This is a genomic window from Aeromonas sp. S12(2024) (genome assembly GCF_041402305.1).
Lineage (GTDB): Bacteria > Pseudomonadota > Gammaproteobacteria > Enterobacterales > Aeromonadaceae > Aeromonas > Aeromonas veronii.
This window is the reverse complement of sequence record NZ_JBGLRB010000002.1, coordinates 1-13,706: the sequence shown is the minus strand read 5'-3', so window position 1 is coordinate 13,706 and position 13,706 is coordinate 1. Positions and strand designations below refer to the sequence as shown.

Genomic DNA, 13,706 nt, shown 5'->3' with positions numbered 1-13,706 from the left:
TTACACCGCATAGTCCGTTTCTAGGTCAAGTTGGCAATACACTGCATAAGTTGTTGGATGCAAAGCCTTTACCTTGAATTTACCTTCGAAATCCATGTGCATCCTGAGTGTGACTTGAACCTTGTCACCGGGCGTCAAAGATAATGTTCCTGTGGCCGGGTTGACAACACCTCCCGCTTTAGCCTCGCCCACTACATCACCCTTTTTATTGTGGGCTTCCAACAAAATTTCAAAATTGTTTTCAATCGAAAACATATCTGTTGTTTCAATTGCAAGATCGATGACGGGCATACGAGTAGTAATTGCCTTGGCACCGTTTTTGTAGCTCATCGCTACTGAGGCTTTCTGAAGAGCAGGCTGATTGGATGCTTTTAACTGCATCGTTATCACCGGCACAACGCACTCTTGAAGCGAAATACCGCCGTGATAATAGAGCAAGCTACTACGGTAAGCCGCCAGTGAATATGGCGCTGCTAACTTGGCAAAATCGCCCCGTATACCCATCTTCTCAGCTGAGATAACCAAGTGGTTCCCATCGCCAGCACCGTCACCCAGTGCGCACCGGTCATGAATGCCAATCCAGTTGCCAGCGGGCTTGCTGCAAACATCGCCCGCACCTGCGTGGGTGTTCATGAAGAAGCCGTGATCGGTCGCAATCACTACCTCGTGAAAACCTCGCTCTTTCAACTTATGGATAGCGACCCGAATACGCTTCAGCGCATTGGTAATCTCAGCAGGCGCAGTGTCGGGGTGATTTTCAAAGTGGCTATCTATCTCAACCGCACGCAACACTAGCAAGTCGGTTTCAGGGGAAATATCGAAACGTCCGCGAACAAAGTCTTCTAGGCGCCCCTCTTCGAAACGTTGGCCGTACTTTTTATTAAGCACATCCATACGCTGAGCGACTGTGCCCACCGCCTGATCACCCAACATTGGTAGCAAACAATGTTCATCGTTCTTGATACGAAGTTGCTGCCCAGCACCTGGCAACAAACTCGCCATGCCGACAGGCGTGATACTCGGTAGCTGCGCCATGGCAGCTTGAATTTCAACTTGTCCGTCTTCCAACAATTGTCGCTCTAGCGCCACACCTAATTCGTAGCGCAGCGCATCGATCATGAAGTACGCCACCTTGTGGCCGTTCTTTTGCAACTTGGGCGCGACGATGCAGTCGAACACATCAGCATTCGATAGCTGTCCAGCTAGCGGCCAGCCGCTTTGCTGCACATGCCGGGTAAAGATCAGCTGCACCTTCTCGGCCAGTTTGCCATACTGCTTGCGCACTTGCTGTTTGACCGGCGTCATGATGCTTTGCGTATCTTGCCAGTCGAAATCACCCACAGCCTGCTCGAACTCGCGATGTAAGCGATCAACCTCACGCAGGTGGCTCACATAAAAGGCCACCAGCATATCAAGATTACGAGCGTTATCAGAAAGTTGCCGCTCCATGTCATCACAGGTTTGCAGCAACTCAGCAGCAGATCGAATCAAATCCCACTGGGCACGGCTCTCGCCTTTGCCTGTCCACACCGACTGCTGTCGGTGTTCTGAGATACTCATTACCAGGTCAATGTCATCGCGTAAAATACCGTTGATAGCACGGCTCAAAAATGTGCGCTCTTCAAACGGGAACGTATCTCGATTCCCCAAATCAGACCAACCATCAAAATAGCTGACCAGATTGAAATCCCTCTCAATTTCCTCTGCGCGTTCAATATAGGTAGTCTGGGTACGGCGATCATTACGCAGCCGCTCACACAAGTCTTCAATCAAAGGCTTGGCATGAACCTCGGCTCGCGGCACATCATTCAAGTTGGCAGGCAAGTTACCAGGCAGATCAAATACAAACTCGCTGAACAAGACAAAGCGCCACAACTCATTGGCCACAGAGTCCCATGTCTTGCCCCGAGTCTTCAATGTCAGCCCCATGCTATTGCGGAGTAAATCACGCGCCTCTGTCACCCAGCTATCACTGCCTTTCAATGCGGCCTGCTGCGCATCGTTTGGCACAAGCAGCGCAAACAGAATGTCCCGGGCGGACTCGACTGCCAGTAGCGCACGCAAGTTGGGCCAGCCCAAGCCGCCGCCAATCGCATCCACCACAGCAAAACTAGGTGAAGCATCCTGCTCGAAGATAGCCCGTATCGCCGTGGTGTGATCTGGCCTCGCCTTCAGGCAAAGGCTTTGAAAGCTGTCACCATCCCCTTCAGGGAAAATTGCTCCCGCTGCAGCGATGGGAGCGAATGGATCAGTTTGCCGTTCTTCATCGCTTTCGGGCGCTTTTGCTGGCACATAAACCAAGATCCCTGCGAGCTGCCGATCGATCACCTCACGCAGACCCTGCATGGCAGCAACCCGACTATCAATACTGCTCTTTGATGCATCTACAACCAGCAGCTTTTCGTCGGCTAAACCGTTACAGACGCTTTGGTAATAGCCTGCGGGGTCATATACAACGAGGCTCCCGGCTTTCTGCAACCGAGGCCGCAATATTTTGTCCTGGATAAATTCAGCAATACTCATGCGTTAGCTCCCGCTTTCTTTTTTCCGCGCGTTTTCTTGGGAGCCTTCTCTGGCTCGATGTACAAATCTTCCAGCCCATGGGCGATGGCAAGAGATTTGTCGGTTTTGCACTTCTCGCGCACGCGATCTGGCCAGTAGGTCATGGCCAGGTGCGCCCAGTCGTAGTTGCCTTTCTCCAGCTTGGCCCAGGTGTCTTTCAATACCTTTTGCCAGGCCTTGTGGCGGAATAAAGGCCAGAGCGGCGCGGCGGTGATTTGTACACCGTCATTGTGGTTAGGCTGGTAGGTTGGCGCGATCTTGAGCAAGGTGTCGCGCAGGTCGGTGAGCTCTTGCTCGAAGGTTTGCAGCGCCTCAAATTGCTTTTCCTCATCACGTGAACGACCGCTGCCCTTAATACGCAACTCTGCACATTCACGGCTGACTTGTGTCAGTTTGCCGTTGGGGCCATCGAGGAAATCATTCACCGCAGTGAACAACGTTTGGTTGTTCATGGATGGGTAATAGACCCACAGCGTGTAGCTACCGGAGGTGGTGGCCAACGGCCAATAGATAGGCGCTTTGCGGCGGCTCTTGGAATAGCGCTGCAGATGGAAGGCGAAGAAATCCTTTCGCAGCCAGCGACGCACATCATCCGGAACGGACACATCAACGCGACTCAGCACTTCTTCAACCAAGCGAGCAAGATCGTGCGGATGCCCTTGGTCGTCTACCAGAATGCCAGCATGCGCATGGAACGGTTCCGCGCCATCTGGCAGCATGCCGGGGCTTTTAGCTGGTAGCGGATCGAATGGTTCTGGCTCGGCGGGTGCTGCGCGCTCACCTGTGGCCAAGCGCCAGTCGAAGCGACCAAAGGCCACGCCGACGGCCCAGCTCAATAAGCCGGTCGTGTGGTCAATGGAGGCTGCGCTGTCTTCTTCGTCGCCTTCATCATCTGCGCTAGCCTCGGTATCGCCATCGTTGGTCACATCTTGGTTGCCTTGCACGGCTATACGGTCAGCTTCATTGAAGCCATAAAGATCAAAGGCTATATCATCGATCTCTGATTGAATATAAGTTAAATCTGCCTCGATCCTATTCAGATCAATATCACCAAGCCGCATATGTAATGCGGAGGGTAATACAAAAGCATGAGTGGTCTCATCGGTAGTGTCATGGGAGCGCTTTAGCGACCATGCTTTCCGAGAAAATGAGGCTAACCTTTGGCGTATGGTTGCATTTAAGGTAGGCACAGGTGTCCTCTGTATTACGCCAACCTCATAAGACCCAAAAGAAACCTGCAGCGAAACTAATAATGCAAAAGAACTGCTATTAACTATTGCCAGCAGCGCGAGTAATTCATCTGGTTCGTCAGTGTCTACAAATGCAGCCGGGCCTTTATCAGCGAAGATACAACCTGCAGGCAATGCGCGCATGCTCAAGCCGCCTTGAGTGCGTCGAGGCCAGGTAAGGCCGGGACGAAGGTAGTACTGTGGATTCTTTGCGACGAACTCGGCATTTCCGTGTAAGTATGGATAGCGTCGGCAAATACCGGCTTTTATTTCGGCCCCGTCATGTGCCCAGTTTGTTAGCAGGTACACATCGGCATAGAAACGTGAAAATGCTCCGCCCTTAGCGAATCCAAACCATCCTGAACTTTGCGATTCCCACCAAGCGCGGACAAATCGAAAGTCCTCTGCTGTTGCTAAACCTTGTCGGGCAGTTCTCTCAGCTGCTTCCAAAGAACTCTGTTCCGTAAATACATTACGAACTGCGTCACTCACCCAGTAGGCAAATGGCTTCCCCGGAACAGCATCGAACGATTCAGCAGATAGCTCAAAATGACTAGAATCTGAATGCCCTTTACGCACGCTCTGGCAGGCGGTAACCAATGCGTTCTCCTTGTTCTGCTCGGTCAATAAACGCAAGAAGTGAGTCATGATTGTTTCTCCAACACATAGGCCGCCGCTTCAACCATTGCATCGTCCATCACCCCCAATCCGAGATCAGCAACAACCTCTGGTTTTGAAACTCCAAGAACTATTTCCTCGCGCCATTTCCTATAGTCAGAAAGATAGAAACAAGCACGCGAAGTGATGGCTCCGATACGACCGCCAGCACGTAATAGTTGCAGTCCGCGCTCAACCATGATGGCTAACAAATCGTTCTTACTGCGGGGATAGGCTTTGGCGAGCTGGTCTTTAGTGTTAGCGGCAAGCGCACCAAAAGGCGGGTTCATCACTACCACATCGAACATTTCGCGACACAGATCGATGAGGCGCAATCCTTGTAGCGCATCTTGAGCAAATAGACGCCCTTGGTAGGTCGATTTCGCGGCCTGGGCAAATTCAGTTAGTTCAGCGCGCAGGCGCGCCTCAGCTTGTTGCCAGCTTTCCTGCTCCTGCGCGGCAAACAGGTCTGTGCCCTTGCCCACATAGACTTGGCTAATCAGATTCGGTAGCTCGCGCTCGACTTGGAGCAATACGCCCATCTCCGGCAAGCCCTTTAGTAGCTGCAGCGTCTTTTCGAACAGTTCGGCATCGCGTTGATCGAGGTTGGCGGCAAACTGTTGGCGCAATTCACGTTCAGCGGGTGGTGCAATGGCAGCTACCACATGGCCTTGACCAATACACGGGCGATCTTTGGCTTTCACGTTGGTATCATGCCAAGCACGCTGCGCCCGTAGCCACAGCGCCAAGGTGGCGATCTGCGCAGCACGCGGGTCGATGTCCACGCCGTAGATGTTGTATTCGATAATCAGACGTGGCACATCGCGCGCAAAAGCGGCTTCGTCCTCATAAGTCTGGCTCAGTGGCTTAAGTGCAGCTTGGGGATGGGTCGAGACATCGAGCGAACCTGGGCCATGTTGCTGTTCCCAGGCCCAGGCTTCACGGTAAATCTCAAGGAACAGATCGAAGGCATACAGGCCAAAATGCATAGAACCGCAGGCCGGGTCCAACAGCTTTAGGGTTCGCGGGTCCCGCAGTTTTATGGCGGCTTGCGGTTGCTCATCAGGCTTGACCAGCAAGTATTGGCAGCGGTCGCGCAGATCCTTTTGCCCGCCCGTGGCGTTAAACCAGAGACGCCCCAGCGTGTTATCGACCAAAAACTCCACCACATAGCGCGGCGTAAAGAACTGGTTGCGTACAGCAAGCTCGCGGCTATTGCGTGGAACCTGGCTGGCATCGCGCATGGCCTTGCGCTCTTCTTTGGAATTGAAATATTGGTAAATCCAACCGATGGTTTCGTCTGCCGCCCAGAGAGGTTCAATCTCAAAGTGGTTCAGTTCATCCAGCAGCGCACGCAGGGCGGTCTCACGCGGGAACAGCAAGCCATTGGCGGCGTAGCGGTCGAACAGTGCGGGCAGCTCTTGCGCCAGCTCGTCGAACACGCTGAACAGATAAACCTGATATGACTGACCGGTTTCACCCAGCGCCGTACCGGCAATGCGACTATAGAGCTGGTAGCCACGCGATTGGTAGCCTTTGCTGAGCGACTCGAAAAGTTGTCCACGCGCTTCCATCATCAGCAATGCCGCCAAACGATTGAGCACGGTAAACGCTTGCTCGCGCACCATACGGTCGAGCACCGCAATGCGGTGATCAGTGTCGTCGGCATCTGCGCCCAGGTAGTGCGCCAGGGTTTGGCGCAGCACTTCGGCCGTGTGACGCTGGCGGTCGTCCAGATGGGTAAGTCGTGCCATGGGTGTCACTTCACCGGTGTTGGGGTCTAGGCCATAGGTTTGCTGAAGCTGGATGCTGAATTCGTCAGATAGCAGGGCGCGGCAACTGTTAACCAGCTTTTGCAAACGCCCACGGGTAGATTGATCAAAAGCCATGCTTATGCGTCCCCCTCTTCCTGCAATTCGAGCTTGAGCGCAAACTCATGGGCATATCTCAGTTCACCACGCAGTTGTTGCAGTTTCGAGATCAGGGCATCTAGATCATTCAATGACGTAATCTTTGTCTTCGCTTTGAATTGACGCTGCACAATGGGTTTTGGCTCATGTGCCTCTTCCGGTTGTGTCGTTTCTGCTTCTAACTCTTCCCTGATGCGCTGTTGCCCCAAGCGCTCGATGCGATGCTTGAGCGATTGCACTTGGGATTGCAGTTCGTAGTCCTTGTTGAGCATGGTGGTGAGGCCCGCCAAGTCGGGGGCCACATCTACAATCAGCCGCTCAAGGTTGCCCAGCAGTTCGGTTTGCTCTTGCTGGGTGAGCTTGATCCATTCCGGCACGCGCTTAAGGTCAACCTCGGCCTCTTTAATACGTGTTTTGAGCAGGTCTTGCATCGCAATCACCGTATCGCGAATGCGGGCACGAATGGTGGTGAGACTGGTGCTGAAATCGGCCGCAAATCGATAGAAGTCAGCCTGCTGCAGGCGCTCCTCAATCAGGCTGAGCGCCTCAGCCAACTCTTCTTTCAGCTTGGCCAGCAAGGCCACGTTCGGCAGGCTGGCAATGGCCGTGCAGTGCTGGCGCAGATCGCGCAGCGTTTGCTCCAGGCCTTGCTCCAACTTGAGTTTGACTTCGGCCGCCCATTTGAGATTTTCGAACAGCTCGGACTGCTCATTGCCCAAGCGGCGTGGCGCATCCGACGCATCGGTAAGCAGGACGTCGTTAATCTCGTGTGTGAGATCTTGCAGGCGTTTTACTCCCGGCAGGCTCAGGGCACGCAGCTTCTCCGTGAGCGGGCCATATTGGTGCTGCAGTTGCGGAAAGAGCTTGGTGGTGACCTTGCTGATATCGTCTTCCAACGGCACGACGGTGTCGCCCGTGAGTTCGGTCAACCGGATTGCAGCGCGAGCGAGTACGTCGTTTGACGGACGGTCGCCGCCGCGCAGCGAAATGCCGATGCTCTTGAAGGTGTTGTTGGTCTTGATAGCGTCGATGGCTTGCTGGCCGTTGACGGTCACTTCGCGCCCCGCCACCTTGAGCTTGATCTCACCAGCCAGCAGCATGGCTGCCACCAGATAGCGCAGGGTGTCTGCTGACCAACCAAAGGGCGCATCTGCAAAGACGTCGGTCAGGCGTTTGCCGTCCACGGTGCCATTGCGATCGATGTAATCACGGATGCTGATCATGGCCAGGTGGTCGGTGCGAATGCTATGCCGCCCGCCTTGGGTTTGCACAAGGTTCAGCGGATCGAGCGCGCTGGTGATGCCCGACAAATTGCCGACTCGGAGGAATTTCTCGGCGAGTTCGGTTCCGGCGCGCACCGGTGCTTCTGCATAGCGATCGAATACTTGTTCGGCGACTTCGCTCAGGTGCTTACGCGCGGCATCCAGCAAGTCGGTTGCCAGCGTATCCACTGCAACAACCTGGCCTCGGAAGATGAACGAGCCTTGCAACAGACTGCGCTGGATCTGCGCCCTCAGTTTGGTGCTGAGGTGCTCGGCACGGTCGGCTTGGCCGTTGCAGTATTCGCGGATCTCTTGATCCGGATCGCTGCGGTAGCGGTTGGCGATTTCTCGGCAGCGGTGGATGTCGGCCGTCAGTTCATCCATTTCCGGCGTGGTGCGACCCACCAGATAGATGTTGAACTTGGACGAGTTGTGACGCGATTCGTCAGTGAGACGGGTACGTGCGTTATCTATTTCTTTGGGGTCGACCAGCTCTACAATGGTTTGGATCTGATTGCGCTCACCCGCCAACGATGCGGGCACGTTGCCAGCCGATTGCGCCTTGAGCCCGGTAGAGACGGCGTAGGAGCCGTGCAGTTGGGTGGCAGGCAATGGCGCGTAGACGCTGATCAATGCTTCGTTCACGATGCGGCGCAGCTCAACACCGCGAAGGGCAACTTGACTGCGTTCTTGCTCAATGTCGTTAAGCTTTTCGCTGAAGAAGCAAAGGTTGCCGTCTTGTTCGCCAAAGGGAACGATGGGGTCGTTGATTAGCTCTTCAACCGCTTTGGCCACCGCATCTGCTTGAGATGCCCCGGAGATGCTGGCGTGCATCAGGCTGGTGACGTTTTGCCGGGTGATAGGCAGGTTGCCCAAGATTTGCAGAACAGCGACGGTCTTGGCGATGTTTTGATGCAGCTCGGAATGCGAAAAGCGGATTTTGGTGGCTTTCTCGACCGATGCGTGCAAGGTGGCGAAAGCGCGTTTAATGTCTTTATCCAGTGCATCAAACAGCGTCACTGTAGTAACTAACCAGCCAACCTCTTGCTCTGCTACGGCTGGCTTGCTCTCTGTGCCGTCGATCAGAATGTCTTGTACCACCTTGATCGCCGAGCGCAAGCCAATGCCCCCCGTAGACTTAGCCAGTGCACCGAGCAAGTGCAGCAGGATGTCGAAGTGCGCAGGCAGGAACGGGTAGAGATCGACAAAGGCCTTGCGATCGAAGTCGACGCCATAGACACGTGCATCGACCAGCTTGGTGTTCTGACGCAGCTGTTGACCATACTGATCAAACAACCCGCCCAATTGGCTTTCAGCTACTGACGATTTGCCCAACAACCGCGTATAGCAAATTTCCTTGATGTCGTTGGATTCAAGGGCGATTTGGATCGGGAAGCGGTCGTTGAGTTTGAAAAGCTCGGGCGAATTGAGAGCGGCCTTTGCGTCATCCGCCGTGAGCGTTTGCTGCGCCGTACCGACGATCCAGACCTTGCCATCGCCGATGTTTTTCAGGTTCTTCGCCAGACCATCGAGGTTCAGGATCAGATTGGGCCGTGGGCCAACGTACTGACCCACTTCATCGATGATGAAGATGATGTATTCCTTGCCCGATGCCTCGCGGGCAATCTCCAGCATTTCACGCACACGGTCGTTTTCGAACACGACGATCTCACTGGATTCGGTGGTGAACGAGGTGGGCGTCTTGAAAAGCGTGGGGTACAGCTTATGCGCGATCTCAGGGATGAGGCTATCGACCACCAACTCGTCATTGCGGTAGTTGTTCCAGTCTTCACCGCCCGCAGCTTCTTTGAATGCGTCAAGGAATTCGTTGTAGCGACCTTCCTTCTTAAGCCTGCGTTCCAGCGCAGCAACTTTAAGATTGCGCGAGTAGCCCGCCCATTGCAGCACCTTGTAGAAAAGGACTGTTGACACCTCTTCCATGGTCGCACCGGCGACCTGTTCGCTGGCCAGGTCCAACATCAGCACTGCAGCCGGAAAGCGCTTGGCTACGTTTGACAGCAATGATTTGGTTTGCTGACGCTTCAGGCGATCTTGGAGATGCTGAATAAATGGAACACCATCAATAGTGATGCTGTCATCAAATGCCAACCCCAGATACTTGGTAAACGAGCTCTTACCGGAGCCATAGAAGCCTGACACCCAGACGCCGACTTCATTTTCGCCACCAATATCCATGGCGGCTTCCATTTTGAGCAGGAGATTCTCGAACTGCTGGTCGATGCTGTCGGTGACCACATATTCGGAGATTTCCGATTTCAGGCGCGCCTCTTGTGACACGCCATAGGTAATGACCTTTTCAATGCTGCGATTGATGTTCTTGCTGGGGTCGAAGAGTTTTTTGATCGTCATGTTTTACCTCAATGATTAGCCGCCGACGTGGACAGAGCGGTAGTTGCCATCGTCGGGGTAGAACCCCAGAAATTTGAGTCGGGTCTTGCCGGTGCGCACACCAGGGTAGAAGAACACGGTGGGAACATGGAACTTGCCTTGCAGCTTGCCTTCGATGACACCGATGCGCGTGTAGGGATGCAGCGCCTCAAGGTCGGTGACTAGCAAAATGGCCTTAGGCTTGCCCTCAAGCGTGGCCAGCTTGGCTTCGATGCGTGCCTGTAATGCGCCGTTGCTGATGGCATTGGCGAGCGACGCATTGGTCTTGCTCCATGCCAATGGTGCCTTCTGATCGGCCGCAAGCCAGATCTTGCGAAGTGGAGCCTTCTCTATAATGTCAGCAACATGTTCAGCGATCGAAAAGGTCTCTACTTCCCAACCTTCATTGCGCAGCCTATGCACCCACGCGGGAGTTTCACGCTTTACATTGAGGATCTGATTGGGCGGGAAAACCAAGTAGAAAATGGGCTCAAAGCTGGCATGGCCAAACTCGCGCCCTTGCTTGATTCGCTCCATCAACTCATTGAAATCAGCTTTGAGCGATGACATCGATCAGTTCCTCCATGCTTTTATAGGTCCACCCGATATGCACGACATCGGAGGCGGCCTGGAATATGAGCAGGCCTTGTAATGACAGACGCTTGAATTGATCACGGACGTCGGCACGCTCCAGCCCAAATAGATTCCAGTCGGCGCTTGAAACAATTTGGTTGTCGCCAAGACCACTGAACTTCAAGTCGTAGGCCAAATAGGCTGCGACCTTTGGCAAGATGCGATATGCAGCAATCGAGCGCTGGTTGCGGCCTGTGGTGGTGAGCAATCCATAGTCGGCGCAGCAGCCCATCAAATACGAGGCATTGCGCTTTACCGTGATGTCCGACCATGGCGCTTTGGTTTTGCCTTCCCGGACATTGTGTGTAATGAATTCATGCGCATCTTCCAGTTGAAGATCATTTCGGCCAGCTGCGTATCTGGGCCAATAAACCTCTCGCACAAAGTCAGCTAATAGAAGATTGGCGCGTGCAGTGTAGAGGAAGAACAATTGATTCAGCTCGGAGGATGTGAAGCGACCCACCAAGGTTTTGAGGCGTAAAGCAACATATGGGTCACGCAGGTAACGTGGTGCAAAGCACTCTACGATGATATTGCGTAGTCGCCGCGCAGTGACCAAAGGAAAGCGGCCGGATGTCAGTGCAGCCTCATGTAACTGTGATGCATTCATTCCAGGTTGATAAACCTGAAGCAGCTGCCTAGTTTCGTCTAAAAGTCCCAACCCCGCGGATAGCTGGGTAGTGTAAAGCTGCTGATTCACTCAGCCTCCCGAATGTAGGGGAACGTCTGGATTCCGGAGGTGAAGGCGGCACAATAAAAGCCCGCAGCACGTTGTAATTCGGCACTGATGTCTTGACTCATCAGCCCCAGTGACACGGGGCCTGGCGATGCGGATTCTGTTTTTTTTGCCAATTCAGTCAAGCGTGTCAGCGCAAACTCACGACTTACCAATCTAGCTTGCACTGCTTGAACGAAAGTGATGTCGTTCAGAGCGTCAGCAGAAGCTTGCTCTAACCCGAGCGGCAAACGAAATAGGTGATAGATACGGCCAACACCAATGACCTCGTCGTGAACCTTAGCTGCCGCCGCAGTTGACCCCTGGTATTGGGCAAGAAACAGAGAACGGTTAAATATTGGAGCCAAAAAAGCAGCAGCTGTAGCACCAAAGAATTGGCTGCCCCACCAATTAGCTTGGTCGTGCTCCCCTAGGTAGCCAACCAGAACCCGTAGTTCTGCGATTGTTTTTGCGATGGTATTCATCAAAGATCCTATATCGATTTTCAACGGTGCCGCTAGGCTGAACTGCTATAAGCAGCAGTTGTATCGCCCAGACTGGGCTCTTTGCACAAATGAACTCAAGAGAAACCCGCGCATTCTAGCGTTCAAGAATATTTTGTTCCTGAAACGTTAAAGTGGATCACCTGACAAATCAAAGAGATGACGATGTTAACATAAAGAGTTTCTGTCAATCAGTAACGAAATGAACAGCAAGCCGCGTTCAAAATTGACCAAGGTTAAGTTTCTGTCAATTAGTAACGAAATGAACAGCGAGCTGTGTTCAAAATTGACCAAGGTTAACAGGTTAATTTTCGCAGTCCTGTAGGATCTCACGACGCAACCAATTCGGCTCGCGCGCCCGGCCAGCTCCCGCCCGGTATTGCAAGAGGTGGTAGCGTTACCTTGTGCGGTTGTTAGGCCTGCGCTCTGCACCCACTGCGCCCATCTGCAGATCCATACAACCCCACCCTAGCCCTGATCCAGCGCATCGAAGCATTTGAGGAACATGCTGTTCGTTATCATCCAGTTCAGATCAGCATCTCGACTATGTTGGGTGGATTAACAAACGTGACTGTCGATTTCACCTGCATGCTCCCGTGGTTAACGCCAGAGTCTTCTCGCCGCCCCCCATCGCCATACTTCTTGGGAGCTAGCTTTGAGGCCAGCCATTTACGAGCATCGATCTGCAGGCGGGCACGAGCAATCACATCATGGTTAACTTTCACGTTCCCGTTGGCGTCGAGGAGGGTGTCATTGCTGCCGTCATCGGCAATCTGGAGGATCTCGTCGGCCAGTTTGTCGGCCAGATCCTCGCGCGCACACGTGTACTGGTCCCTAAATTCTATGTAGCGTTCATCAGCCAACCAGCGCATCACCATGGATTTGGACGGCATCCCCGGACGAGCCAACACTGCTCGTAGACTCACCCCATCAGCAATGGCGCTACATATGGCCTCCCCCAACTCGTTCGTGTATGCGCTCCGACGGCCTCTTGTTACCGGCTTGGGATTCGACGTATTGGTTTCCACCGTGGAAACCTGAGGAGTGACAACTGGGATCATAACTTGAGTTGTAGAATCCACGTGTTCTGCGCCACTTATAGGAGCCGTAGGCATAGCTGAAGATGAGGCAGCGTTAACAGGTGTTGTGACTCTTGACCATTTGTGCGTCTTGGCCCGCTTGTTAATGGCGGTATGTGAAATGCCGTGCTCTATCGCTATCTGGCGAACACTCTGGCGGCCAGCACAGTACGCAAATTCGATACTGTGCCAGTCTGGGGAATCTGTTGAATGCATAGGGGAATAGATCATAGGCGACCAGTATTTCCGAGGAGGCAAGTAGGTATCCAGCCCTACAGGGGGAGCCCCGTCAGTGCAAACGCAGCTGTGTGTGGCAAGAAGTTGTCTGTGATAGTCACTTGGTCACTGTTTTGATAAACATCCCGCCATCATTGGGCTAGCAGCTAGTGACCATGATTTGTCATGGTCTCTGGGAGTCACTCACATCAGTCTTTTGGGCACTGCTTTCACTGATCCACTCATTGCGTCATCTCCCATCTGCCATCCATCAAGAAGCATCAGGGCAGTGACCCAGTGACAAACAGTGACCATGAATCAATGTTGGTCACTGCATCCCAACCCGTGCAGGACAAGACATTCACACAGTAAAGTGACTCAGTGACTATGAAATGGGGTATGCCCCTCCCCTCAAGTTAGAAAAAGGCCCCGCAAGGAGCCTAATGCCGATCAGTTAAGGATCCATTGACCGATCCTTCTGTTGTGTGAAAATCCGAAACCTGTTGATTGGTTTCGGATTTTTTATGCGTATCGCTCAAGCTCTCGACTTCC

Annotated in this window: 8 protein-coding genes; all 8 read right to left on the bottom strand. The window is 53.4% G+C overall.

Annotation, left to right across the window (positions count from 1 at the left end; genetic code table 11):
- Positions 1-2,523: a PglZ domain-containing protein gene (locus ACB035_RS02030; protein WP_371166553.1), complete on the bottom strand. Its 2,523-nt coding sequence runs from the start codon at positions 2,521-2,523 to the stop codon at positions 1-3.
- Positions 2,520-4,439 (bottom strand): hypothetical protein, encoded by a 1,920-nt coding sequence (locus ACB035_RS02025; protein WP_371166552.1) that lies wholly within the window; start codon positions 4,437-4,439, stop codon positions 2,520-2,522. The genes ACB035_RS02030 and ACB035_RS02025 overlap by 4 nt, the downstream gene beginning before the upstream one ends.
- Positions 4,436-6,337, bottom strand: a complete 1,902-nt coding sequence (locus ACB035_RS02020; RefSeq protein ID WP_371166551.1) for an Eco57I restriction-modification methylase domain-containing protein — start codon at positions 6,335-6,337, stop codon at positions 4,436-4,438. Before ACB035_RS02020 ends, ACB035_RS02025 begins: the two co-directional genes overlap by 4 nt.
- A gap of 2 nt (positions 6,338-6,339) precedes the next feature.
- Positions 6,340-9,990: a BREX system P-loop protein BrxC gene (brxC, locus tag ACB035_RS02015; protein ID WP_371166550.1), complete on the bottom strand. Its 3,651-nt coding sequence runs from the start codon at positions 9,988-9,990 to the stop codon at positions 6,340-6,342.
- A gap of 15 nt (positions 9,991-10,005) precedes the next feature.
- On the bottom strand, positions 10,006-10,578 hold the full coding sequence (locus ACB035_RS02010) for a BREX protein BrxB domain-containing protein (protein ID WP_100653504.1): 573 nt from the start codon (positions 10,576-10,578) through the stop codon (positions 10,006-10,008).
- Positions 10,559-11,341 (bottom strand): BrxA family protein, encoded by a 783-nt coding sequence (locus ACB035_RS02005; protein WP_371166549.1) that lies wholly within the window; start codon positions 11,339-11,341, stop codon positions 10,559-10,561. The genes ACB035_RS02010 and ACB035_RS02005 overlap by 20 nt, the downstream gene beginning before the upstream one ends.
- Positions 11,338-11,841, bottom strand: a complete 504-nt coding sequence (locus ACB035_RS02000; RefSeq protein WP_100653502.1) for a BrxE family protein — start codon at positions 11,839-11,841, stop codon at positions 11,338-11,340. Before ACB035_RS02000 ends, ACB035_RS02005 begins: the two co-directional genes overlap by 4 nt.
- 545 nt (positions 11,842-12,386) lie before the next feature.
- Positions 12,387-12,887 carry a terminase gene (locus ACB035_RS01995; RefSeq protein WP_371166548.1) on the bottom strand — a complete coding sequence of 167 codons (501 nt, stop codon included), beginning with the start codon at positions 12,885-12,887 and terminating at the stop codon, positions 12,387-12,389.
- Positions 12,888-13,706 lie beyond the last annotated feature (819 nt).